General features: G+C 59.0%; 21 protein-coding genes, 2 pseudogenes and 1 riboswitch. Of the genes and pseudogenes, 18 read left to right on the forward strand and 5 right to left on the reverse strand.

Annotated elements, in window-relative coordinates:
• The first annotated feature begins 102 nt into the window (after nucleotides 1-102).
• The 5 genes and pseudogenes from X728_RS161295 to X728_RS161280 all read left to right on the forward strand — a co-directional run bounded on the left by X728_RS161295 (nucleotide 103) and on the right by X728_RS161280 (nucleotide 3,494).
• Nucleotides 103-1,260 carry a porin gene (locus X728_RS161295; RefSeq protein ID WP_023697187.1) on the forward strand — a complete coding sequence of 386 codons (1,158 nt, stop codon included), beginning with the start codon at nucleotides 103-105 and terminating at the stop codon, nucleotides 1,258-1,260.
• Between the two features lie 24 nt (nucleotides 1,261-1,284).
• Nucleotides 1,285-1,540 (forward strand): annotated as a pseudogene (locus X728_RS161290) (thiazole synthase); the annotation flags it as partial.
• A pseudogene (locus X728_RS01000000166230) lies at nucleotides 1,537-2,120 on the forward strand (thiamine phosphate synthase); the annotation flags it as partial. The pseudogenes X728_RS161290 and X728_RS01000000166230, both read left to right, overlap by 4 nt.
• The gene (locus tag X728_RS01000000166235) at nucleotides 2,108-2,599 is read left to right on the forward strand and encodes a bifunctional hydroxymethylpyrimidine kinase/phosphomethylpyrimidine kinase (RefSeq protein WP_081731049.1); all 492 of its coding nucleotides are present in this window, start codon (nucleotides 2,108-2,110) and stop codon (nucleotides 2,597-2,599) included. The pseudogene X728_RS01000000166230 and the gene X728_RS01000000166235, both read left to right, overlap by 13 nt.
• 400 nt (nucleotides 2,600-2,999) lie before the next feature.
• Complete coding sequence (locus X728_RS161280; protein ID WP_031194149.1) at nucleotides 3,000-3,494, forward strand: MaoC family dehydratase; 495 nt, start codon at nucleotides 3,000-3,002, stop codon at nucleotides 3,492-3,494.
• A gap of 797 nt (nucleotides 3,495-4,291) precedes the next feature.
• Here X728_RS161280 and X728_RS161275 read toward each other — a convergent pair.
• Together X728_RS161275 and X728_RS161270 are read right to left on the reverse strand one after the other, a co-directional pair.
• Nucleotides 4,292-4,768 carry a type II toxin-antitoxin system VapC family toxin gene (locus X728_RS161275; RefSeq protein WP_023697194.1) on the reverse strand — a complete coding sequence of 159 codons (477 nt, stop codon included), beginning with the start codon at nucleotides 4,766-4,768 and terminating at the stop codon, nucleotides 4,292-4,294.
• Entirely contained in the window at nucleotides 4,765-5,067 is a 303-nt protein-coding gene (locus X728_RS161270) for a hypothetical protein (protein WP_023697195.1), read from the reverse strand. The genes X728_RS161275 and X728_RS161270 overlap by 4 nt, the downstream gene beginning before the upstream one ends.
• A gap of 388 nt (nucleotides 5,068-5,455) precedes the next feature.
• Between X728_RS161270 and X728_RS161265 the strand changes: the two genes are divergently transcribed.
• From X728_RS161265 to metE, 6 genes are all read left to right on the forward strand, one after another.
• Nucleotides 5,456-5,800: a recombinase family protein gene (locus X728_RS161265; RefSeq protein WP_023690648.1), complete on the forward strand. Its 345-nt coding sequence runs from the start codon at nucleotides 5,456-5,458 to the stop codon at nucleotides 5,798-5,800.
• A gap of 261 nt (nucleotides 5,801-6,061) precedes the next feature.
• Nucleotides 6,062-6,391, forward strand: a complete 330-nt coding sequence (locus X728_RS1000000168330) for a winged helix-turn-helix domain-containing protein (protein ID WP_245261427.1) — start codon at nucleotides 6,062-6,064, stop codon at nucleotides 6,389-6,391.
• Nucleotides 6,392-6,419: 28 nt separating this feature from the next.
• The gene (gene glyA, locus X728_RS161260; RefSeq protein WP_023697196.1) at nucleotides 6,420-7,757 is read left to right on the forward strand and encodes a serine hydroxymethyltransferase; all 1,338 of its coding nucleotides are present in this window, start codon (nucleotides 6,420-6,422) and stop codon (nucleotides 7,755-7,757) included.
• Nucleotides 7,758-7,810: 53 nt separating this feature from the next.
• Entirely contained in the window at nucleotides 7,811-8,986 is a 1,176-nt protein-coding gene (gene metK / locus X728_RS161255; RefSeq protein ID WP_023697197.1) for a methionine adenosyltransferase, read from the forward strand.
• Nucleotides 8,987-9,094: 108 nt separating this feature from the next.
• A complete protein-coding gene (locus tag X728_RS161250) occupies nucleotides 9,095-10,087 on the forward strand; it encodes an adenosine kinase (RefSeq protein ID WP_023697198.1) in 993 nt (330 codons plus the stop codon).
• Nucleotides 10,088-10,495: 408 nt separating this feature from the next.
• A riboswitch (cobalamin riboswitch) is annotated at nucleotides 10,496-10,698 on the forward strand.
• A gap of 93 nt (nucleotides 10,699-10,791) precedes the next feature.
• The gene (gene metE / locus X728_RS161240) at nucleotides 10,792-13,140 is read left to right on the forward strand and encodes a 5-methyltetrahydropteroyltriglutamate--homocysteine S-methyltransferase (protein ID WP_031194851.1); all 2,349 of its coding nucleotides are present in this window, start codon (nucleotides 10,792-10,794) and stop codon (nucleotides 13,138-13,140) included.
• A 438-nt stretch (nucleotides 13,141-13,578) separates the two neighbouring features.
• Here the strand turns inward: metE and X728_RS161235 are convergent, their stop codons facing one another.
• Nucleotides 13,579-14,634, reverse strand: coding sequence for a cytochrome-c peroxidase (locus X728_RS161235; protein ID WP_023830728.1), 1,056 nt, complete (start codon nucleotides 14,632-14,634; stop codon nucleotides 13,579-13,581).
• Between the two features lie 911 nt (nucleotides 14,635-15,545).
• Between X728_RS161235 and X728_RS161230 the strand changes: the two genes are divergently transcribed.
• A complete protein-coding gene (locus tag X728_RS161230; protein WP_023830729.1) occupies nucleotides 15,546-15,899 on the forward strand; it encodes a hypothetical protein in 354 nt (117 codons plus the stop codon).
• A 135-nt stretch (nucleotides 15,900-16,034) separates the two neighbouring features.
• On the opposite strand, the gene X728_RS161225 is transcribed toward X728_RS161230, so the two are convergent.
• Nucleotides 16,035-17,039 (reverse strand): glycosyltransferase family 10, encoded by a 1,005-nt coding sequence (locus X728_RS161225; RefSeq protein ID WP_196815046.1) that lies wholly within the window; start codon nucleotides 17,037-17,039, stop codon nucleotides 16,035-16,037.
• A gap of 552 nt (nucleotides 17,040-17,591) precedes the next feature.
• On the opposite strand from X728_RS161225, the gene X728_RS161220 reads away from it, so the two are divergent.
• Nucleotides 17,592-17,780: a hypothetical protein gene (locus X728_RS161220; RefSeq protein ID WP_023830730.1), complete on the forward strand. Its 189-nt coding sequence runs from the start codon at nucleotides 17,592-17,594 to the stop codon at nucleotides 17,778-17,780.
• 416 nt (nucleotides 17,781-18,196) lie between these two features.
• The gene (locus X728_RS161215; RefSeq protein ID WP_023693512.1) at nucleotides 18,197-18,670 is read left to right on the forward strand and encodes a MucR family transcriptional regulator; all 474 of its coding nucleotides are present in this window, start codon (nucleotides 18,197-18,199) and stop codon (nucleotides 18,668-18,670) included.
• A 227-nt stretch (nucleotides 18,671-18,897) separates the two neighbouring features.
• On the opposite strand, the gene X728_RS161210 is transcribed toward X728_RS161215, so the two are convergent.
• A complete protein-coding gene (locus X728_RS161210) occupies nucleotides 18,898-19,110 on the reverse strand; it encodes a cold-shock protein (protein WP_023671852.1) in 213 nt (70 codons plus the stop codon).
• A gap of 371 nt (nucleotides 19,111-19,481) precedes the next feature.
• Between X728_RS161210 and X728_RS161205 the strand changes: the two genes are divergently transcribed.
• The 4 genes from X728_RS161205 to X728_RS161200 all read left to right on the forward strand — a co-directional run bounded on the left by X728_RS161205 (nucleotide 19,482) and on the right by X728_RS161200 (nucleotide 22,954).
• Nucleotides 19,482-19,709 (forward strand): hypothetical protein, encoded by a 228-nt coding sequence (locus tag X728_RS161205; protein WP_245260682.1) that lies wholly within the window; start codon nucleotides 19,482-19,484, stop codon nucleotides 19,707-19,709.
• Nucleotides 19,710-20,763: 1,054 nt separating this feature from the next.
• A complete protein-coding gene (locus X728_RS1000000172200; protein ID WP_023808209.1) occupies nucleotides 20,764-20,946 on the forward strand; it encodes a hypothetical protein in 183 nt (60 codons plus the stop codon).
• A gap of 88 nt (nucleotides 20,947-21,034) precedes the next feature.
• Complete coding sequence (locus X728_RS1000000172205; protein ID WP_348625624.1) at nucleotides 21,035-21,328, forward strand: insulinase family protein; 294 nt, start codon at nucleotides 21,035-21,037, stop codon at nucleotides 21,326-21,328.
• Nucleotides 21,329-21,496: 168 nt separating this feature from the next.
• A complete protein-coding gene (locus tag X728_RS161200) occupies nucleotides 21,497-22,954 on the forward strand; it encodes an NAD-dependent succinate-semialdehyde dehydrogenase (RefSeq protein ID WP_196815047.1) in 1,458 nt (485 codons plus the stop codon).
• The last annotated feature ends 12 nt before the right edge of the window (nucleotides 22,955-22,966 follow it).

Consider the following 22,966-nt stretch of genomic DNA (forward strand, 5'->3'; position numbering starts at 1 on the left):
AGCAACACTCCTAGAATTCAGCTTGATGCGCTATCAACCGTTTGCTTAGCAAAAATCATTTATCGGTCTCGATTCCTTTTACTATTTAGACGGAGATCAACAATGACCATTGGGAGCCTCCTCCTCGGCTCAACTGCGGCACTGGTCGCCGTTTCCGACGCTCGCGCCGTGATCATCGTCCCCGAGCCTGATCCGACTGAGTACCTCAAGATCTGCGACGTCTACGGCTCGGGCTACATCTACATTTCAGGCACCGAGTCCTGCCTGCGCATCGGCGGCTATGTCAGTTACGACGTCGGCTTGGGCCATGTCGGATTGTTTGACCACGCAAGAACCTCAGATGTGAGGACTGGTGAGGATCAGGGTACATGGCAAAACAATACGCGCTTCACACTGAAAGCTTGGACCGGCCAGGAGACCGAACTCGGCACGTTGAAGACCTACACCGAAACCCGCGTGAATTTCGGTAACCGCCACACTTTGGTTTCGGACAGTTCTCGGTCCTATGCCTTCAACGGAGACAGCATCTTGACTTTCGCCTGGATTCAGCTTGGTGGCCTCCGAGTTGGTAAGGACTGGTCGGCCTTCGACATGTTTATTGGCGGCGCGGGTGACGTACTCAACCAGACGCCGGTTCCGTACGGCGCTTTGGATACCGATGTGGTCCAGTACTACTTCGACGCCGCGAACGGCTTTTCCGCCGTGGTTTCGCTCGAAGAAGGCTCAGGCGTGGTGGGCACAATCGACAACTACGCTCCGCACATAGTCGGCGGCTTGAAATACACACATGGCTGGGGAGCGATCACCGGCGTTGCTGGTTATGATAGCAACTACGAATCGGTAGCCGCCAAGGTCCGTGTCGACATCAATGTCACCAACGAACTGTTGCTGTTCGGAATGTTCGGCTACGGTTCCAATGGCAAGCTCAACGACGACTCCATGAACGCGATCGACGCTCATGGTCGCGGCTTCTATAAGATTTGGGGCGGGAACTGGGCTTTCTGGGCTGGCGCCGCTTACGAGGTCAACGAGACAACTTCGTTCAACCTTCAGCTCTCGGGTGATCAGCTCAAGAACTATGGTGTCGCTGCGAACGTCGCCTATGCGCTTCTTCCAGATTTCACAGTTACGGCTGAACTCGACTACGACCGCTACGGAGGCTCCGCCGTCGGAAAGGTGAAAGCTTCCGAAGTGAACTGGGCCAATGCCAACAAGAAGAGCAGTGTCGGCGGTATCCTGCGTTTCGAACGCTCATTCTAATGCGATGAAGCGTTGGGCTCCGAGGTGCAGTTGATGCGCGGACATTTCCCCTACATTCCGTTTGATTGTGGATGCGTGGCTCGGACGGCCGTCGTACGCGGCGACGTCATGGAGCTCGGGTTTGACGCCGTGCTCCTGAACACGGCGGTCCCGAGGGCGGCCGATCCGGTCGGGATGGCGCGTGCGTTCGGCAAGGGCGGTCGATGCCATTCGTGAAGCTAGCACTGGAATGCTCGAACCGCGCTACTCACCGAAGGTCGGCAGGGCTGTCTTCTCATGAAGCTCGATCCCTTCTATCTGAATTTCGACGTGCCGGCTGGGTTGACCGGCTGGCGCCGCTCGGCGTGCGTCTGCTGCAGCTCCGGATAAAGGATATGGACGAGAAAGGACTGCAGACGGAAATCCGCCGCGCGAACGACGCCTGCGCGGTCCATGGTTGCCAAGTGAGCGTCAACGACAATTGGCGCACGGCAATCGAGGAAGGCTGCGACTTCGTCCATCTTGGTCAAAAGGATTTGGCTGCCGCCGATGCTGACGATTAAATACGACGGAATGAAGCTCGGTCTTTCGATCCACGATCACACCGAACCGGAAACGGCGCCAGTGGCCGAGCCGGAGTATGTGGCGCTCGGCCCAGTCTATCCAACTAGCCTCAAGAAGATGAATGGGCGTCGCAAGGGCTCGAGCGGATCAGCGAGTGGAAGCACCAGGTCGCGCCGATCCCATTGGTCTCCATCGGCGGCCTCAACCTGACCGGCTCGAAGGCGTTTTTCGAGGCTGGCGCGGAAAGCGCAGCCGTGGTCACCGACCTTGCGCTGAACGACGCCCCAGAAGCGCGCACGCGAGAATGCATCGAAAGACAGAACAATGGCGCTGGGGCGAGAACCGCATCTGCTCGTTGTTGTCGGGTCAGATTCCCGCGGTGGGGCTGGAATTGCCCGCGAGATCGAGACGATCGCTTGCCTTGACGTGCGCACCTGCCTTTGCTGTCAGCGCGCTGACGGTGCAAACCCAGGAAGACGCCTTGGAAATCCAAGTTACGCAACCCGGTCTGGTGACGGGTCAAATGCGCGTTGCGCTTCAAGCTAACAGAGTGGCCGGCACCAAGGTTGGCATGCTCGCAACGGCTGAGATCATCTCGCTGCGGTTGCAGGCTGTGCTGCGCGAATATCGGGCGCATATCGACAGTCCAGATCCGGTGCTGGCTTCCACGTCAGGCCGAGCGCTTCTTGAAGCAAGCGCCATCCCGCATCATGAAGTAGCATCTGATGCCGCTTTGCCGTGTCGACACCCAATGTCATTGAACTGGCGCTTCTTGCCGGCTCAGTGCTACCGGTGAATGAGGCCGGCGCGCTTCAACAAGGACCACAAGCCACCCCGTCTGCTGGACTCCTCCAAATTCGAAACACGGATGGTTACTATCCAGACAATTGATTTTATCAATCTGCGACAATACCGCATAGCGGCGCCGGCGGAATGATCACCGGTAGCAAGACGAGCTGCTTTCAGTGGCCTGCACGACGCGCACCGCGACCGAGTACAAGCCGGCTCGTCTGCAGCCATGTTCGGATCGGCCGCATCGGTGCGCCGAATGAGATTGCCGGCGGAACGCTCTATTCGTGCAGCTGTGACGGCAGTCATCTCACCGGAGCCATCCTGCCGATGGATGGCCGGCAGTCGGTGCAGCATGGGCTGACACTGTTCACGGAATGAAGCCGCTCGCGCTTCGGACGGTTGAAATGGAGGACATTAGCTTGGAACCGATCAGTCTCGACGAGCTTCTGGCCAGCGTCGGCAAGGAAGTCGGCGTGTCGCCGTGGCGGGTGGTCTCGCAGCGGATGATCGACCAGTTCGCCGAGTCCACCGATGACCACCAGTTCATCCACTGCGATCCGGAGCGCGCCAAGCGCGAGACGCCGTTCGGCGGCACCATCGCACATGGCTTCCTGTCGCTTTCGCTTTTGTCGGCGATGACTTTCGAGACCATGCGGCCGCTCGAAAACTGCAAGATGGGTGTCAACTATGGCTTCGAATCGCTGCGCTTCCTGGCGCCGGTGAAAACCGGATCGCGCATCCGCACCCGTTTCGTACTGGCCGACGTCAAGGTCAGGCCGTCGGGCTGGGTGCAGACGGCGCTGGGCGTGACGATTGAGATCGAGGGCTCGAAAAAGCCGGCGCTGACCGCGCGCTGGTTGACGCTGACGCTGATCAAACGCCAGCCGGAGGCGGCCTGAATTGTCAACGAGCGTCAGCAGAGACGATCTTCACGTGCCGGGGCGATGTAGGCGACCAGTGCGCACCGATCGGCAACGCGGCCACGGGGTCGGCTAGATAGAGTGGCAGGAATGCCTAATCGGGGCTCCGTCTCGGAAGGGGCGTCGATGTATCGGAAGCGCTTCGGCTTTCGGCGCTGCATTCCTTCTTCACGAAGTCCATGGAGAATTCCCGACCACGGGGTTGAAAGATCGGCTTGTGATCGGAGTGGGCAGATCCTCCCCGACTGAATCTGCCAATAGGGTGTTATCGAGTTAATGGGGTCGAACTTGAGGTCGCGGGTGTCGCTGATCGGCTGCTCGTCGAGCTCGAGAGCTGCCAGCTAAAGGCAGAACACGGCGATGCCAAGAGCCTCCGCAGTTGATGTGGACGCCCAGAGCTGGGAGTACAGACCGACGAGTTCCCGGCGGGCGAACTTGCCATTGGTAGCGCGCCAGACCAGTCGCGAGAAAGCCTCGATGAGAAGGCCCCGAGCCGCGCGCGGCATCGACTACAGTGGCGTTTGGCGAGAGGCCTTCGAAGACGAGATCGAGTGTAAGATGGACGAGCTCGACACGCATATCGCGCAGTCCCTGCGATCGCTTTGTCCGCGGCGCTCGTGCGAGCGAACTGTTGGTAGATCGAGCTGACTAGATGAACCGGGATGGCATTAAAGCGGAACTGGAAGAGACGCCCTGGCCGAACCAAGCAAGATCAATCCAGCCATCGCTAAAGGTAGGCGAACACGAGACGTTCGGACTCCGTGCCGCTGAAATCCTCAAATTGAATCGGCCGGACCGTTGGAGCTATCATCACCCGCTTGGCTTCCAGAGCTACGGAGCGGGTTGATTATCTGAACGTCCTCGAAGTCCTTTTCATTGTCGGTCACTACGACACACTCGTTGGCTTCGGCTACAGCGGCAATGATTGTGTCTAGGGCGCTCCGCGAATGGCCTCTGGCTTTGCCGTTGGCCATCAGCCGCGCCCACACGAGGCCAGCTTTCTCGTCGAACGATAGCACGCGGCCAGCGAACAGCGCTTGCGGGCCTTCGGAGCCCTCGAACCAAGTTTCAAGGCTGCTGCGCTTTTTCCCCTTCGGCTTCTCTAGGATGCCTCGGCGAATTTCGGCGACAGTAAGCGAAGCAATGAAGAGGTCTTCGTCCTTCTGCGCGCCCATCCAGGCCAGCAACGAGCCCGAAGGCTCCGGCTTTATGACGTTGCTGATGATATTGGTATGAAGAAGGTAGCGCGTCACAGGTCGATCTTGCGCCCCTCTTCGCGCGGCCGGCTGAGGTCGAGATTGGAGCCAACCAGAGGCGAGCGACGCAACGCGGCGAGAATGCTGCCCGCTTTCGGTGGCTCACCCGCCACGGCTTGCTGTATGGTCCGACGAAGCTGTCGGGCATCCGGCCCGCTCTCCGTTAATTTTCGGGCAAGAGTTCGCAGTAGATCGCGGTCTGCGTCGAAGGCCTGGATATCGAACCGCGCGATGCCGCGCTCAGCCAGGCGAGAGCGATAATTCTCGATGGCTCTCTTCTGTGCAGTGTTGCCCATCGCGTGCCTCCGTTCTCTATCCGGATATATAGCCATGGCTTCTTCGGAGCACAAGGTGCCCCGTCATCGGCCAGCACTGGCTCCTGCGCGACGCGCGTATTGATAGAATTCCAGCTTGTCGAAGCACTGACTTGGCATCATTGTCGCGAAACGGAGTATTTCGCGTCAGGACAGGAACGCGATCATAGCGCGCCGAAACGGCAACAGCCGAAAAGCTTCGTGTGGTCGCCGGCGCGGCCCGCGAATCGGCTGTGTCTGCGTCGCCGAAGCCCGATCGACGCTTCGTCAATCTGGTCCGGCTGCTGGCACGACAGGCCGCACGGGATTTCGTTCAAGCCGAAACGGATAGCCAGACGCGAGACCGCGTCCCGGAGTAAGGGGCCGCCTCATGAAGGTCGCGCTTGGCGCTCGCTACTCAACTGACAATCACCGAGACGCCTCGATCGAGGATCAGTTGCGGCTCTGCTGCTTGCGTGCTGAAAAGCAAGGCTGGACAGTCGTCGACAGCAATACCCACCGCGCGATCTGCGGCGGGTCGCTGTTGCGTCCCGGCCTTCAGGAGCTGATCAGCGATGCGATGCAGGGCAAATTCCTGATCGTGCTCGCAGAGGCGATGGATCGCCTGACCATGACCGCTGCAAACCGGGAGCAGGCCAGGCTGGGCAAACGTTGCAACAGATCCTTCAAGGAAATTCATAGACTCTTAGCAACTCCGGCTCGCTGTGAATGGTAGGCTTATTGCAACGTCTGAGGTCAGTGGTTCCAAACCGTGGCCCCGCTTGTCTTCGACTGGCCGAACTGCTTGCAATTTCGGCTAAAGGCAAAAGAACGCCCTTTGTTGTTCGACAGGGCGATATCGGCAGTCGCCACAGCCACCGAGATTTGTCCGGTCGTTGGACAACCTTCAAAAGCTGCGACTTCTGTGGAGGACGCGAATGAGAAATTCGGTAGGACTTGGTCCTGAGCCATGATGACACTGGTTAGTCGCCTACGCATGGCAGCGCATCCTGACCGCCTTCGAATCCTGGGCCTTTGTGCGCATGCGGACCTAACTGTCTGCGAGCTAGCGGAGATTCTGAGCGTGTGTCGAGAGCGGGTTGCGCGACACGTCCGGCTGCTCGCCAGAGCCGACTTTCTTTGCTGCAACGAACAGCCTCCGTGGCGCTCGTACCATCTCAACGCAGGATCCAACGACGGCGGGCTGGTTCAATTATTGGTCGATCTCCTGCCCCATCGCGACGGCTATCATAAACAGGACCTGCAGCGGCTCGAAGCGGTACGAGACACGCGGCCGAAAGGGACCGCGTGCTTGATCGTGAAATAGGTCAATCCAATTGGAGCGCGAAGCTACCATGGACAACTCCGCAGACGGCGCGATCGCACAGCCGGACACCCATGGGCGGTCTTCCTTGGCCGCGGTTGATTGCCGCGTCCACGAGCTGCTTCTGAGACAGGAGCGGCAGGAGCGGACGACCCTGAAGCTCATCGCCTCAGAGAACTTTGCGTCCTCGGCCGTGCTGGAAGCGAACGGCTCGATTTTCACGAACAAGTACGCCGAGGGGTACCCCGGCGCGCGCTACTACGCTGGAAACGAGATCGTTGATGAGCTTGAGAAGCTAGCCATTGAGCGCTTGAAAACACTATTTGGCAGCGAGCATGCCAACGTCCAGCCTTATTCCGGCTCGCCGGCCAACCAGGCTGTCTATCGTGCGCTTTTGAGTCCCGGTGACAAAGTCATGGGCTTGCCCCTTCCGGAAGGGGGCCATCTGACTCATGGTTGGGCCATCAACTTTTCCGGTACTGACTATAAACGCGTCCCCTATGGGTTGGATGAAACGACACAGCAGATTGACTATGACCGCTTGCGCGAGACAGCCAAGCGGGAACGGCCGCGGCTCATCTGGGTCGGCGGAACTGCTTACCCGCGTGTCTTTGACTACGCGGCAATGGCAGAAATTGCCCTGGAAGCGAACTCCTATCTCGTAGCCGACATTGCGCACATCAGCGGCCTGATTGCCGCGGGAGCGCACCCGAATCCCGTGGGCCATTGCGACGTGGTCAGCAGCACGTCCCATAAGTCGATCCGCGGTCCCCGCGGTGGCTTCATTTTGTCAAGGAACGAAGATCGCTATCAGGCCCTCTATCATACAAAGAGCAAATACAATCTCGCCAGACGAATAGACCGGGCGGTCTTCCCTCACCTGCAAGGCGGACCTCACATGAATGCCATCGCTGCGCTAGCGGTTGCCTTGCACGAAGCCGCGAACCCGTCCTTCCGAAGCTACGGCCAACAGACGGTCAAGAATGCCAAGGCTCTGGCACATGCACTGCTTGAGCGAGGTTATGACCTGGTGACCGGGGGGACGGACAATCACATGCTGATCCTTGATCTTCGCGATCGGCCACTATCGGGCAAGGCCTATGCCGAGCGACTAGCAAAGGCAGGAATCATCACAAACTTTAATATGGTGCCTGGCGACCCGCGGCATCCGGCGGTCACAAGCGGAATTCGCCTGGGCGCGCCAGCAGTGACGTCAATGGGCATGCGCGATGTGGAAATGGTGCAGATTGCTGGCTTCATTGACTCCGTCCTCCAGCGGCCAGACGACGAAGATCTCCATGCCTGCGTGCGAAGAGACGTTGCCGACTTGTGCGCTGCGTTCGAGGTCCCGGGCATCTGCGACAAGTAAGGTGGGCCAAGCAAAATGCCCATACCACATCCAACACGCGAAGCGAGGTATTCATGGCTAGGCAGTTCGTGTTCTCTTCCGAATCGGTTGGCGCGGGGCACCCGGATAAGTTGGCCGACAACATCTCGGATGCCATCCTCGATGCCATCCTCCGCACAGATCCCAAGGCGCGCGTCGCCTGTGAAGCGTTGGTAAAATCAGGGATAGTCGTTCTGGCTGGCGAGATTACCAGCGATGCCCAGGTGGATTACAGCCAAGTTGCGCGCGATACGATTCTCGACATTGGCTACGACGACGAGGCCGTCGGCTTTGACGGCCGGCGTTGCTCCGTCGTTCATGCCCTCACCGAGCAGTCGCCCGACATCAGCCAAGGCGTTGACGAGGGAAGAGGGCAAGACCTCCAGCAGGGAGCGGGAGATCAGGGCCTCATGTTCGGCTACGCATGCCGCGAAACCGATACACTGATGCCTTTGCCGATCCAGCTCGCTCATCGCTTGACGAAACGGCAGGCGTATGTCCGGAAGACACAACAGCTTGGCTGGTTGCGTCCTGACATGAAATCCCAAGTCTCAGTGCGGTATGAGGGGTTGCGCCCGGTCGCGCTGGATACCATCGTCGTGTCGACGCAACATGACGAGCAGGTCTCGCAAGAGACTGTCCGCGAGGGCGTCATTGAGGAAATCATAAAGCCTGTCCTGCCGACCCACCTGGAGACGGAAGGCATCAGAATTCTGGTCAACCCGACGGGGCGGTTCGTAGTCGGCGGGCCGCGCGGCGACTGCGGTCTCACTGGACGCAAGATCATCGTCGATTCCTATGGCGGGATGGGTCGTCATGGCGGCGGCGCCTTCTCGGGCAAGGACCCGTCCAAGGTTGACCGCTCGGCTGCCTATGCAGCCCGCTATGTCGCAAAGAACATCGTCGCTAGCGGACTTGCGGACGTGTGCGAGGTGCAGCTTGCTTACGCAATCGGCGTGGCCAGTCCGGTTTCCGTCATGGTCAACACGTTCGGGACAGCCAGGGTTGAGGAAAGCAGGATCGAGCGCCTCATTCTTGAGTTGTTCGATCTCAGACCGAAAGGCATTATCAAGATGCTTGATCTCTTACGCCCTATATACCGCAATACAGCGACCTATGGCCATTTCGGCCGTGAAGAGCCTGATTTCACCTGGGAGAAGACAGACAGGGCGGACGAATTGCGTCGCGAGGCAGGACTCGCCGCCCCGTGAGAGCCGCCGGCGAACGGATTGGCAAGCGGAAAGCCCATTTCCACCGGGCAGACCCGCGCCTGGCAGGCGTGGCGAGAAGCCGGCTCGGGTTTTTTGGCGGAGACATTGATGCCGGATTATGACGTGCTTTGCATCGGCAATGCCATTGTCGACATCATCGCCCAGTGCGACGAGGCATTCCTCGAGATCAACGGCATCATCAAGGGCGCGATGAACCTGATCGACACGCGCCGCGCCGAACTGCTCTACAGCCGCATGGGCCCGGCGATCGAGGCCTCCGGCGGCAGTGCCGGCAACACGGCGGCCGGCGTAGCCAGCTTCGGCGGACGCGCCGCCTTCTTCGGCAAGGTCTCCAACGATGCGCTGGGCGAAATCTATGCGCACGATATCCATGCACAGGGTGTCGCCTTCGACACCAGGCCGCTCAAGGGCGAGCCGCCGACGGCGCGCTCTATGATCTTCGTCACGCCCGACGGCGAGCGCTCGATGAACACCTATCTCGGCGCCTGCGTCGAGCTTGGCCCTGAGGATGTCGAGGCCGACAAGGCATCCGGCGCCAAGGTTACCTATTTCGAGGGCTATCTGTGGGATCCGCCGCGCGCCAAGGAGGCGATCCGGCAGACGGCGAAGCTCGCACACGAGGCCGGACGCGAAGTGTCGATGACGTTGTCGGATTCGTTCTGCGTCGACCGCTACCGGGACGAGTTCCTCGAGCTGATGCGCTCGGGCACTGTCGACATCGTCTTTGCCAACAGCCACGAGATCAAGTCGCTCTACCAGACAAAATCCTTCGACGAGGCGCTGGCTCAGATCCGCAAGGACTGCAAGATTGCCGCCGTCACCCGTTCCGAAAAAGGCTCGGTGATCGTGCGCGGCGACGAGACCGTGGTCATCGAGGCGACCGCCATCAAGGAGTTGGTCGACACCACCGGCGCCGGCGACCTCTACGCCGCCGGTTTCCTGCATGGCTACACGCAGGGCCGCAACCTCAAGACCTGCGGCGACCTTGGCTCGCTGGCGGCCGGCCTGGTGATCCAGCAGATCGGCCCAAGGCCAAGGCAGAATTTGCGCCGCGAGGCGGAAGGGGCTGGGTTGCTGTAGATGCGCCGGCAACTAACCAGCCGCCCTACTGACGCGATGACCGCAGTGGCGGAACTGTGTCAAAGCTCGCTGATAGCGACAGCCATTCGCTTCGGAGAACTGACCCATGCTGCTGCCGTGAAGCTCGCTGGAGGAGCGGTGCAAGGCGTGCTTGCCATGACGGCATTCACCGTCATCCAGATCGTCACCAGCATTTTCCAGAAGCTCAGCTTGGGGAAGGCCAGTAAGGTTCCTGAGGTAACGGAGAACTCGCGGCGTCCGTCGGACTTGACTTGCGATCACGTCCCACGATGCCGAATGCGGGCAGCAGACTGAATATTTCACAATGCTAGACAAAGGCGTAAAAGCGCGATCACATAACGACATAAACATTTCGTTATGCGTCATTGACAAAAGAGCGAACTGCTGTGATCGTCTGCGTGTCGTGGTTCTCGCGTGCGGCGCTGCCGCAGCGGAGCTAAGAGGGAAGCCGGTGCGATGCCGGCGCTGCCCCCGCAACTGTTAGCGGCGAGCCAACCCCAATCACGTCACTGAGGCGAATACCCTCAGGAAGACGGGTAGAGGCTATGACCCCGCGAGCCAGGAGACCTGCCACGCGAATTACGTCCACGGGCGGGGTGTCTCGGTGGCCGCTGCAACCCGGCGTTGATGCCGGCCTGCTAGCGCCTTCCTTGTCACCGACGCCCCAATCATCGGGGTATGACATGACTGTCTCTCAGCAAATTCCTGTAGCAACGCTCGGCGTGCCGCGCTTCGGTCGTCGGCGAGAACTGAAATTCGCCCTCGAAAGCTACTGGTCCGGAACATCGTCCGCTGGCGACCTTCTTGCGACGTCGAAGGCGCTCCGAGCCGCTAGCTGGGAAGAGCAGCGCGATCGCGGCGTGTCGAAAATCCCGTCGAACGACTTCTCGCTTTACGACCATGTGCTCGACACCGCAGCCATGGTCGGGGCCATTCCATCCCGGTACGGCTGGAATAGCGGCGAGGTCCCACTTGACATCTACTTCGCAATGGCGCGCGGCAACCAGGGTCAGACGGAGGATTGTGGACACGCTGGTCACCAGGAGGAGGCTCATGGACCTGGTGTAACCGCGATGGAAATGACCAAGTGGTTTGACACCAACTACCACTACATTGTGCCGGAACTCGATGATGATCAGACGTTCGCCCTCTCGTCATCGAAGCCGGTCGATTACTTCCTCGAGGCTAAAGCTCTCGGCATACACACACGCCCAGTCATCCTTGGACCTATCACCTTCCTCAAGCTGGCGAAATCGCGTGCCGAAGGGTTCGGTCCCATCGCGCTCCTACCGCGGCTGCTGCCCGTTTACGAGCAAGTCCTGCAGAGGCTGAAGCTGTCGGGAGCCGACTGGGTGCAGATCGATGAGCCAGCGCTTGTCCTCGATCTGAACCCGAACGAACGAGCTGCGTTCGAATTCGCCTATGGCCAGCTGTCGAAAGCCGCGCCCGAGCTGAAGATCATGCTGGCTACGTATTTCGGGTCGCTGGGAGACAATCTCGAAACCGCGGTTTCTCTGCCCCTGGCCGGCCTGCATATTGATCTCGTGCGCGCTCCCGAGCAGCTGGAAACGGTGGGTCGGCTCGCTCCGAAGGATCTGGTGCTCTCGCTCGGCTTGATCGATGGCCGCAACGTCTGGCGTGCGAACCTGCCCGCCATTCTCGACCGCATCAAACCGATCGTCGCCGGCTGGCCCTTGGACCGCGTCGAAATTGCGCCTTCTTGCTCGATGCTGCATGTGCCGATTGACCTGCGCATGGAGACGGAACTCGAGGCCGACATCAGGTCGTGGCTCGCCTTCGCGGCCCAGAAGACCGACGAGCTGGTCTTGCTGGCCCGGGCCCTTTCCAAAGGCAGGGATGCGGTGGCAGCCGCGTTGAAAGCTTCTGCCGAGGCTGCCGCCACTCGCTTGACGTCCACGAAGATCCATGACCCGCTTGTTGAGGGGCGGATCGCCAGCATTGACCATAGCATGAAACGACGAGAGAGCGCTTTTGGCGAGCGCTCCAGAGTCCAGGCCGGCACGCTCGGGCTGCCGCCGTTCCCGACGACGACAATCGGGTCCTTCCCGCAGACGCCGCAGGTACGCCGCGCGCGGTCCGCTCATGCGAAGGGCCAGCTCAGTTATGTCGACTACGAGATTTTCCTGAAGAAGGAGATCGAGTCAGCAATTCGTTGGCAGGAAGAGATCGGGCTGGACGTGCTGGTGCACGGTGAGTTCGAACGAAACGATATGGTACAGCATTTCGGCGAGCAGCTGTCCGGCTTCGCCTTCACTCAGCATGCCTGGGTGCAAAGCTATGGGTCGCGCTACGTGCGTCCCCCCATCATCTTCGGGGACGTATCGAGGCGCAATCCGATGACGGTGCGCTGGTGGCAATTCGCCCAGTCGCTTACGGAAAAGCCCGTGAAGGGAATGCTCACAGGCCCAGTGACCATTCTCAACTGGTCCTTTGTTCGAGACGACGTACCCCGCTCCGAAGCCTGCCGCCAGATCGCGCTCGCCATCCGCGACGAAGTGACGGATCTCGAAAGGTCCGGCGCAAGGATGATCCAGATCGATGAGGCCGCGTTTCGCGAAGGATTGCCACTGCGCCAATCTGACTGGAAAGCCTATCTCGACTGGGCTGTCGAATGCTTCCGGATCGCTTCAACGGGTGTAAAGGACGCGACTCGAATCCATACCCACATGTGCTATTCGGAGTTCAACGAGATCATCGACGCGATCGCTGGAATGGATGCGGATGTCATTTCGATTGAGACGTCGCGCTCCAAGATGGAACTGCTGGACGCCTTCACGAGCTCCAAATATCCGAACGAGATCGGTCCCGGCGTCTATGACATTCACTCACCACGTGTGCCGGAGGTCTGCGAGATTTCGGACCTAATCATGCTTGCCCGCGAGCGACTGTCCGACGGCCAACTGTGGGTAAACCCGGACTGTGGCCTCAAAACACGCAAGTGGGAGGAGGTCCGCCCTGCCCTCATTAACATGGTCGCTGCAGCGCGCGCGCTCCGGGAGAAAGTGGCCTGAGGCTTCTCCTTCCTCACCGTGTGGTGAGCTACCGGCTGGCTCCTGTCGGCCGTGAACATGCCAAACCGGCACACTCTTGGAAATGAGCCACTCGGCGCAAATGTGCAATTTCCCTCCGGCACGTGTCTTAATCCCGCAGAAATATAAATGTGGCACTACGCTATAATATTGGTTCCTTGGGGACATACAGGCCCCGCGCCTCGAACAAATCGGACACGCGTCGTTTCTCAAAGTAGACTGCTTGGCGCGTTCGCTCAGGCAGCGACAATATATGGTGCTGCGTCTGTCCGCCCCCAGTTGATCGCGCAGACTACGGGCGAGGTGGCAGGGTTCGGGTATCGCTAGCGTCCCGCCAATTCGGAGATGGACGTCGCAATTCGTGTCGCCAAGTAAAAATCGCCAATCATTTTCGATTGCGAGTCCGCAGCCGATTGGCCCTTATTTTCCTGAGATCTGCGTTACAGGCCGGGGCGTTGTCGCCGTTTCTGAGGGTAAGATGGGATAGGCGACGTGAGGTGCCTCTCCGGTCAGCGAGTTGAGGAAGGCAACAAGCAGGTCAACTTCTTCGTCCGCCAGTACTACGCCGAGCTGGGTGGTCCCCATAATGGCGACGGCCTGTTTCAGATCCCAAACCTTGCCCGAATGAAAGTATGGCGCGGTGAGTGCAACGTTGCGCAGCGGCGCCACGCGGAAGACATAGGAATCGTCGGCTGCATTGGTGACCTCAAATCGGCCCTTGTCTTTGTCCGGCAGGACTTCGGCGCTGGGCCGTTCCACGAGGCCGAACGGGTAATAGGCTTGCCCACCAACGTTGATGCCGGCATGGCAGGACGAGCAGCCTTTGTCCATGAAAAGCACCAGGCCCTGTTTCTGTTCGGAAGTCATGGCAACCTCATCACCATTCAGGAAGCTGTCGAACGGGGCAGGTGTGACCAGTGTCGCCTCGAAGGCTTCGATCGCCTTGGCGAAGTTGTCGAAGGTGACCCGATCGGCTTCAGCCGGAAAGGCTGCATCGAACCACTCGACATATTGCGGCATGGACTTGAGAGTGGCGATGAGTTGGCCCGGTGTATTGGCCATTTCGATCCCGGCTTGGACCGGTCCCTTCGCCTGAGCCTTCAGGTCTTCGGCACGACCATCCCAGAACTGGGCGATGTTGAAGACAGCGTTCAGTACAGTCGGCGCGTTGCGCTGTCCCTTCTGCCAACCATGGCCAATCGAGGTTTCGTGATTGTCGTCGCCGCCGGTGGCCAGGTTGTGGCATGAATTGCACGACAAGACGCCTGACGCCGAGACGCGTGGATCGAAGAACAGTGCCTTGCCGAGAGCGATCTTTTCCGGGGTGATCGGGTTGTTGGCGACTGTCGGCGTGGTGGATGGCAAAGCCGTGAAGGTGGCCAATGCCGTATCTCTGAGGTCGGTGGGGATCGAATCCGCAGCAAAGGCGGTGGGTGCCAGCAAGGTGACAGCCATCGTACTGAATAGGATTTTCATAATTGGTCTTCCTGCGTCGTCCACGCAGCCATTATGCGATCTGCGGCTCATGAACGCCCTGAGCTAGATCAGCTTGAGGGAGAGGACGGGGTCTCACACCTGTTTTCGCAGCTGAGCTGGGACCCTCTTGGAAGTGATCGCTCTTCTCGATTGGACTTCAGGGAGGAGGAGTATCCCTGGTTGGCAACCGGTTTTATGCATCAAAGCACGCCCTGAGGGCGGCTTCGTAGATTCGGTCACTGCGATCTTCCAGCCAAGGTTGAGAAAGTCGACAGCATCCGCAAGACTGGCAATCTCTTGCACGATGTGCGCTGCACGCCTCGCGAAAAGTGAGCTTCTGAAACGTCAGGGTTCATTCGTTCCTCCTGACCTGCTGATTGCGTGAATCGGCCTTGTCGACACCCGCCGACTGCACATTGTGATGTCACCAGCGATGGCGGTTTCAATACCTAAGCAGCGACGGTCTATGCGACAGTATGGAGGTCGTAGCGGAATAGCCGTTCTGCCTTCATCGATCGTCACACCGGCATATAGCTCCGCTTCTACGAACATCCCATCACGCGAGGATGGCGCGGCGCTTGAGCAGGTCCACCCGCTGCAACTGCCTCACACCTTGATCCACAGATCCTAGGCGCCGACCACGTTGTCGTCATCATTTGACGGGCGCGGGGCATTGGCTCATAAGCGAGCCACCGCAAACTGTGCGGTTGCCAGTGCGTAATGAAGTGAATTGGAATGATCTTCGGTTTGGGAAACACGCACGTCCGACGCAGCTTGCGTTGACAGAGGCGGTTTTAGGCGCAATAGCACCTCCGCTGGCCTATTTTGTGGAGTTCAATTGTGGTTCGGCCAAAGGCGCGGGGCGCCGGACCGGCCCCTTGTAAACGTAATCAAAGAGAGAGAGACCCTGCATGGAAGAAATCTTACCGCGCATCGCCACTGCTGCCGGCATCGGCCCGGCTGTCGCAGAGAAGGCCGTTGGGTTAATGCTGGGTTTCCTGCGGAGCCACGCGGCCGACGGTCCCGGCGCGCGCATGATCGAGGCCATTCCGGGAGCTTCGGAATTAGTAGCGAAGTATCATGGCGACGACCCAGAGGGTGGCGGCCTTATGGGGCTCGGGCAGCAATTGATGGGTGAGGGTCTCAGCATGGCAAAGATCGCCGCCCTCGCCAACGAGACGATCGCCTGCGCCAAGGAACATGCCGGCGACGAACTCGTGGACGAGGTCCTCAATTCCGTTCCTGGCCTTCCCCAGTTCGTCTGATCAGCGGCAGCCGGGGGCGCATGACCTTGTGCGCCCGTGCCGGCCCGTCTGCAGCAGGCATTCTCCGCCGAGCGCTCCGCACCGATCTCGCCAGACCACCAACCGCCGGGCACGCGAAGCGAGCGTTGGATTAATTCATTCGTCTGTTGCAAAATCAACTTCAGGCGATTCGATGTGTATAATTTCTGGCGGTAAGGGTTTATCCTGAACGCTTTCGATGAAGCCCGCGAGATAAGCAAACGTATTGTATTTCTCGAGAACTAGCCGCTTCGCCTCTCTTATTGCGCCGCGACGTTCCTTCCAGAGGTCTGAGTTGATGATTTCTTGAATTTTTTGGGTTACGTTCTTGTCCTCTGGGTCAATCAGAACCATAGAGTCCGAAGGGAAGAACCTCGTGATTGCTGGGCTGCCGTAATAGATCGGCATTGTTTCAGCAACGAAGCAGTCCATAAGCTTCTCTGTAAAATAGTAGTCAGCACGAGTATTCTCGAACGCTATACTGTAACGGTAAGGTGCGAGTGCGTTCCATTTATCTCCAATCAGCCGAAAACCTCGGCCGAACAGGTCAAAATCGAGCTCCTTTCTCAGCCGTTCCAGAAACGCCAGCCGATATCGATGTCCTTTTAGCAGGGCGATGTTACTGGTAATCCATGAGAGCCGAAGCGGCTTATCCACGACTTCGCTGACCAGAAGTTGGTCATATGTCTTGTTTACAGACCAAGACCGAGTGATAGGTGGAGACAAAACGAATCGGCGCGCTGCATTCTGCCGAGCAGCCAGCTCTTCGTCAGACGTCAGGACGATAGTATTCTTCCCCTGCCCTTCATGAAATGCACGATGAGCTTTCGTCGGCGGTTCGCCGATTGCAAAGATTGTCCTGTTTGGGCTCGCCTCGATATCAACAGGGAGCCCAAAAAGAGAAGCAGAGTTAAAGACAATATGCCAATCGGGCACGAAGGATGTAGTGCGTACAAAAGCGACGTTGTTCCAGATTCCACTGCCCTTTGGAGTGAGATGGTGGATTGCATCATCCAAAACGCCCCAAGAATCTAGACATGTAGCAACAATGGGCGCCGGGCGTTCCGTCAACAATTTGGCCGACAAAGCAGTTCCACTCCCTTCAGTCGTGAAGGTACTCAATCGCCATTCAGGATTGCGGTGACATCGGGCAGCATAAACCTTCCGGGACCTGCTGTCGAGGCAATTGTCGCTTTGCACTTGACCAGGTTCTTCCTCGCTTCGTGTGGTGATCAGGCCGGCTGAGTGGCAGCATGCGTGCCTAAGGAGTTCGCAGCCGGCGCTGCCTAATGGTACGTTTGATCGTCTTCAGGCGGTTGATCAGCCCTTCCGCCTCGGCCGCTCTCCACGGCAGTTCAATGGCATCGCGAACGGAGTCAACGTCACGGCGTAGGACCAGACCGAAACGCGTGTTGGCGATGAGCCGGGTGACGCCAAGTCGATCGAAGTGCCGAGCTTGCCCAACTCACAGGCCCCGCAAAATGCCGCGGAAGGGCATGGCAAGCCTGCGCATAGTGGCGAACTCATGTCATCCCTGCTTCAGGACGTCGACCTTTCTGGCCTGGTTGATCGTCAGCACATCACGAGGCTTCATGCAGAGGGCCTCGGCGACTACCGGCGAGATCACACGGCCGGTCGCGGCATTCTGTATGAGGACGCGTCGCTGGCTGGTTGATGCATATCATTGATGCAGGCGGCTCACTGTCCTTGCCCGGCCTCTCGGCGCGGCGCCAACTTGCGAGAAGCCGCTCCAGATTCGAGAAGCTGCCGGTCGCCGCGCTGTTTGATATCGTGGAACAGGTGTCATCCGCAGCCATTGCCGCCTCTCCAGGACCGGCTAAGAAACGCCTCGAAATACATTGATGTCCTAGGTTTATCAGCGGCGGTTCCCAGCCCCTTTGCAAGAGCGGCTCACCGGCGATGAACTTACATCACTTTGGCCATTGCCAATGAACGTTTGTTCCATCGTCCCTGACGCCCACCATCAAGCGACCACTATCGCTCGATTCCACAGTCCAAAGAAGCAAAGCGAGACAAAAACAGCGCAGCCTCGAGGTTACTAGCGACTTCGGCGCTAAGTTAGAGCGGCACGCGCCACGCACCTCGGCAGGGTCGCCAACAACGAGTGGCTCAGCGGTCACGCCGCGAAATATGGCGCATCGATGTCGCTTCTGGACGAGCATTGGCAATAACGCAGTCAGAGACATTGTTGCTTTCAGCGGCAACCGGCCCTATGAAGCGACGCTTCGCTGACTATGTTTCACCGCCTGGAGAGTTTCATGACAGAAGAAGCCGGAAAAAACGTCGACACCCTGATTGAGCTTGCCGCCGATGTCGTGTCGGCCTACGTGTCCAACAATCCGATCCCGGTGGGGGATCTCCCTGCCCTCATCGGCCAAGTGCATGCGGCTCTGAGAGCGACGGCCGGAGGTATCTCTGCACAAGAGCCGGTTGCCCTTACGCCTGCAGTCCCGATCAGGAAGTCTGTGACACCGGACTACATCATCTCCCTTGAAGACGGGAAGAAATTCAAATCTTTAAAGCGCCATCTGTCGACCCACTATGGGCTGACGCCGGGTGAATATCGGGCCAAATGGGGCCTGCCGGTGGATTATCCCATGGTGGCGCCGAACTACGCCGCGAAGCGTTCGTCACTGGCGAAAACGATGGGGCTCGGCCGCAAACCGAAAGCGCCGAGAGAGCCGGAAGCGCCGGTGCCGACGAAGCGAACTCGCAAGAAGGTCGCGGCTTGATTGCGGCAATTGAAATTCCTTCTGCAGCGTTGCAGCCGTCGGCTTAATCTGGGCGTCGCATAAAAAAGGCGGGGCCAACCCCGCCTTCCTTTCCAACAACTTGTTTCATGAGGAATTCGCGACCCATGCAGCAATCTGCTGCCCTCACTTTTTGCTCGTCCCAATCGAGCGGCAGTGAGCACTTCCGGGCCTACACGCCCACTCTTGCGACTTCGCAGGAGAAAATTTCAACCAGCTTTGCTCAGGCTGCCAGCTGAGGACTTGCCAGTGCGGCGGTCCTGCTCGATCTCATAGTTGATCTTCTGGCCGTCAGCGAGGGTCGAGAGGCCCGCGCGTTCGACAGCGGAAATGTGGACGAAAACATCCGGACCGCCATTGTCGGGCTGGATAAATCCAAACCCCTTGGTGCTGTTGAACCACTTTACCGTTCCAGTCGTCATATACTTGTTCCTTCTTCTACAATGCACGTGGGCGGCCATTAGGCCTGTCCGAGTCATAGCCGAGAGTTGGGCGCAGCAAAAAGCGAAAAATTGTTAAGCCCCGATCAGCTGGCGCACTCCATTGTGGGCGTAGCCGCCAGCAAGCACTGTCCTATACTACCGCTCGAGCGTGGCCGGAAGCGCCCAATTTCTTCCAACGCTCCTCAGCGCCACGTGGATGGCTCGTGTTTGGAGGCGCGGGACGTAAGGCCGACCGCTGCTCGTGCCGCCAGGTCAAAAGGCCGGGTAGTTCACGGAGCTGCCTTCGTGCATAACACCTTGGGAGCGCCTTAAGGAGTTTCGAGTTGGATTGTTTCAAGAGGGTCGAGGGGTTGATCGATGCGACCAGCGTGGAAGCGATCGATAGCGCGCGCGTTTTGCTGGACCAGTTCAAGGGCAAGTCAGAAACAATCGCCCAAGCGATTGACGACTTCCTGCTTGATTTCATGACCTTGCTGTTTGTGGTAGAAGCCACCCGCGAGCAGTTCCACAATCCGGCGAGGCGGTTAGCGCGCATCAGATTGAGCAAGGTAAGGCTGTTACTCACGCGATGCTCTTGACCTAAGCGACCACTCGCCAGGGTGCATTTGCAGCCGAGCGCACCAGGCGGTATTTTATGCACATGAAATCAATCGCGACCGCTAAATTCTGCTGTTTGGTCCCATGGACGACGGCAAGCGCGGACAGCTTCCGTGCTGCTGTCCTGCAGCGGCAAATGTGCTGCATGCCCCCATCCAAGGCGAGCTCGACGTTTGTTTCTTACGTTGACCAAGGTCCCGCGAAAACACTCCCCTTTCCGCAGCAACTCATCACTGTTCAACCGCCTCGCGGCAGGCCATCACGCCAGAAGACAGCAACGGCGTCGTTTTTCCCGCCCAGTCCTACGACCTCGTTTTCCAGCGCCTCGCGAATGTCGCCACCCGCCGTTTTTTTTCAGGTCCGTCTTCGCGCGCGAGCTGGGTCCGCGCCCACTTAGCTACGCTGCTCACGCCTCTACCCTTCAGCACCGCCCGGTCTGACTGTCGAGGACATCGGTCCGCTGGAGCGACAACATTTCAATTCTGACCGTCGGTGCAGCGGCCTTCGAAGCGCATCCCGTCCCCCTTCCCCAGCAGCGCGCCCAATCGTCTTCCAATGAAGAAGATATTCTCAGCCGTGCTCGCGTCGCCTTCAGCCCTGTTCGATGGCCCACAATGTCGGATGCACAACATGTCAGACTGACTTGTCCACATGCCTCGAATGTTTTCTGATCTGGCACGGTGCATGCGTGGTCGTCCGCAAGGCGTCGCGGATCAAGGAAAATCCCTCCAATGACCATCCCCCCAAAAACACCGCCGCCGGTCTCCTGGGCTCATCCCAAGATGAGGCTCGAGTGAGCCTTGGCCGCATGATTCATCTGGCTCGGCCTGCCCGCCGAGATCGAAGACGCAGCCCGTTCAGGAAAATGAGGAACAAATCACTGCCTCGAAACTTGCCTTTCCAACCGGAGCCATCGATCGCCCCCTGGCTGCGCAAGGCATTCACTGCCCCCGCCCTGGCCCTGGCGACGACCGCTCCGGCTCTGGCCGCCACCGACGGCGGCATCGACATGACTCCGCGCAAATCGTCACTCATATGATCTGGCACAAGGTCCGCAGCGCCGACGAGCCACCGGGCAAACCCGACCTTGCCCCTTCCCTCGAGCGTCTGATCTTTAGGGCGACGCCCAACCGCGCCGACAGCGAGTTCGACGGAGCCGTCTCAGACAGCGGCTACAATACCGCCCTCATTGCCTATAAATCGCTTTGGGCGAGATGATGGGCTTCGAGGCCGATGGCATGTTCAACCTCATTCTCAACGACGATGATATCGAGACCGAGCGAAACGTGATCCTGGAGGAGCGCCGTTGGCGCAGAGAGACGGACCCTCAGGTCTGGTGGACGAGGAGGTCAACGCGACGTTGCGGCCGAATCAGCCCTACCGCATTCCGGTGAACGGCTGGACGCAGGAGATGAAGAAGCTGAACGGCACCGATCGGTTCACGATGTGCAACGAATACCGCCGACCGAACAACGCCGTGCTGGTGGTGGCAGGCGACGCAGAGCCTGAGACGGTGAAGGCGCTGGCCGCGAAGACCTATGGCAAGGTTGCGCGCGGGCCGGATCTGCCACCGCGCAACCGACCGGTCGAGCCCGACTAGTAGAACCGCTAGGCGTCTTGTAGCGTCTCCCTCCCACTTGGGTACCGTGGTCTGCTAGCTGTATGGCCGAGGCCCTATAAGGAACCTTTACGTCCGGAATACACACCCCACCTGCTATATACACATGCTGCGTTGAGGAGGAATCCGGTATTGCCCCTGTGCCCGCCGATGATCCGTCACCTGCGATCCCCTGACCTGTTTGGACCCATCGATCGCCTGCCGGCACTTGGCACGCGGACGGGCGAGCGGACATTTGAGGTTCTCAACCCGTCGACCGGCGAAGTGCTGGCAGAACTACCCGATATGGGTGTCGAGGAGACATGCGCTGCGATCGACAAGGCCTATGTCGCGCAGCCTCGATGGGCAGGGTTTACCGCACGTGAGCGCAGCGACGTTCTATGGCGATGGCATCAGTTGATCATCGACCACGCCGACGATCTCGCTGCAATTCTTACTGCGGAGATGGGCAAGCCGCTTGCGGAAGCCAAATCGGAGATATCGCATGCTGCGGCGTATCTGCAATGGTATGCCGAGGAGGCAAATCGGGTCTATGGCGAGACGATCTCCGCACCATCGGCCGACCGCCGAATGCTGGTGATCAAGCAGCCCATCGGGATCGTCGGCACGATAACGCCATGGAATTTCCCGGCCTCGATGGTGGCGCGCAAAATCTCCCCAGCCTTGGCGGCGGGCTGCACTATCGTCCTCAAGCCCGCTGAACAGACGCCGCTCGTGGCTGGAGCAATGTTCGCCCTCGCCCATCAGGCAGGCTTTCCCGAAGGCGTCGTCAATCTGATCTATGCATCCGAAGCTGACGCGGTCGGCCGCGAACTTTGCACAAATCCCAAGGTCCGCAAGATCAGCTTCACCGGGTCTACTGAGATCGGGCGCCTACTCATGCGCCAGTGCTCGGCCCAGATCAAAAAAGTCAGCCTAGAGCTCGGCGGCAATGCACCTTTCATCGTCTTCGATGACGCCGATATCGATGCCGCGGTAGACGGTGCGATCCAGGCGAAGTACCGCAATGCCGGCCAGACCTGCGTTTCAGCGAACCGCCTTTACGTCCAGTCGGGCGTTCACGACGAGTTCGTCGAGAAATTCGTTGAACGGGCTCGCCAACTTCAAGTTGGTGACGGATTCGCGCGCAGAGTGGACATCGGGCCTCTCATCGACAAGAAGGCTTTGGCCAAGATTGAATCCCATATTGCCGATGCCGTAGCTAAAGGCGGCGCGATTCGATGCGGGGGCAAACGCATCGGCACGAATGGCACGTTTTTCCAACCAACGGTCCTGACCGGTGTCACCAGCGAGATGACCGTCGCGCGCGAAGAGACATTCGGGCCGCTCGCACCGATTATTCACTTCAAAGATGCCGATCAGGTCGTGCGTGATGCCAATGAAACGATCTACGGCCTCGCGGCCTATTTTTATGCCTCTAACCTGAAGCGTGTCTGGCGTGTCGCCGAGGCCTTGGAATATGGAATGGTCGGGGTAAATACCGGCCGGATGTCTTCGGAAGCGGCGCCGTTCGGTGGGATAAAACAGTCCGGAATCGGGCGGGAGGGTTCCCGCCATGGCCTCGAGGACTACCTCGAAATGAAATATCTCTGCATGGGCGGCATCTGAAGCATCGACTTG

Source organism: Mesorhizobium sp. L103C119B0, from assembly GCF_000502235.1.
In the GTDB taxonomy this organism is placed as follows: Bacteria; Pseudomonadota; Alphaproteobacteria; order Rhizobiales; family Rhizobiaceae; genus Mesorhizobium.

Excerpts from the sequence above, each read along its gene's own strand:
- X728_RS01000000166235 (WP_081731049.1), top strand. The coding sequence starts at position 2,108 with ATGCATCGAAAGACAGAACAATGGCGCTGGGGCGAGAACCGCATCTGC.
- X728_RS161215 (WP_023693512.1), top strand. The coding sequence starts at position 18,197 with ATGACAGAAGAAGCCGGAAAAAACGTCGACACCCTGATTGAGCTTGCC.
- X728_RS1000000172200 (WP_023808209.1), top strand. The coding sequence starts at position 20,764 with ATGATCTGGCACAAGGTCCGCAGCGCCGACGAGCCACCGGGCAAACCC.
- X728_RS161265 (WP_023690648.1), top strand. The coding sequence starts at position 5,456 with ATGAAGGTCGCGCTTGGCGCTCGCTACTCAACTGACAATCACCGAGAC.
- X728_RS161280 (WP_031194149.1), top strand. The coding sequence starts at position 3,000 with ATGGAGGACATTAGCTTGGAACCGATCAGTCTCGACGAGCTTCTGGCC.
- X728_RS161200 (WP_196815047.1), top strand. The coding sequence starts at position 21,497 with ATGATCCGTCACCTGCGATCCCCTGACCTGTTTGGACCCATCGATCGC.
- X728_RS161270 (WP_023697195.1), bottom strand. The coding sequence starts at position 5,067 with ATGGGCAACACTGCACAGAAGAGAGCCATCGAGAATTATCGCTCTCGC.
- X728_RS1000000168330 (WP_245261427.1), top strand. The coding sequence starts at position 6,062 with ATGGCAGCGCATCCTGACCGCCTTCGAATCCTGGGCCTTTGTGCGCAT.
- X728_RS161210 (WP_023671852.1), bottom strand. The coding sequence starts at position 19,110 with ATGACGACTGGAACGGTAAAGTGGTTCAACAGCACCAAGGGGTTTGGA.
- X728_RS161250 (WP_023697198.1), top strand. The coding sequence starts at position 9,095 with ATGCCGGATTATGACGTGCTTTGCATCGGCAATGCCATTGTCGACATC.
- X728_RS161230 (WP_023830729.1), top strand. The coding sequence starts at position 15,546 with ATGGAAGAAATCTTACCGCGCATCGCCACTGCTGCCGGCATCGGCCCG.
- metK (WP_023697197.1), top strand. The coding sequence starts at position 7,811 with ATGGCTAGGCAGTTCGTGTTCTCTTCCGAATCGGTTGGCGCGGGGCAC.
- X728_RS161295 (WP_023697187.1), top strand. The coding sequence starts at position 103 with ATGACCATTGGGAGCCTCCTCCTCGGCTCAACTGCGGCACTGGTCGCC.
- glyA (WP_023697196.1), top strand. The coding sequence starts at position 6,420 with ATGGACAACTCCGCAGACGGCGCGATCGCACAGCCGGACACCCATGGG.
- X728_RS161220 (WP_023830730.1), top strand. The coding sequence starts at position 17,592 with ATGCATATCATTGATGCAGGCGGCTCACTGTCCTTGCCCGGCCTCTCG.
- metE (WP_031194851.1), top strand. The coding sequence starts at position 10,792 with ATGACTGTCTCTCAGCAAATTCCTGTAGCAACGCTCGGCGTGCCGCGC.
- X728_RS161235 (WP_023830728.1), bottom strand. The coding sequence starts at position 14,634 with ATGAAAATCCTATTCAGTACGATGGCTGTCACCTTGCTGGCACCCACC.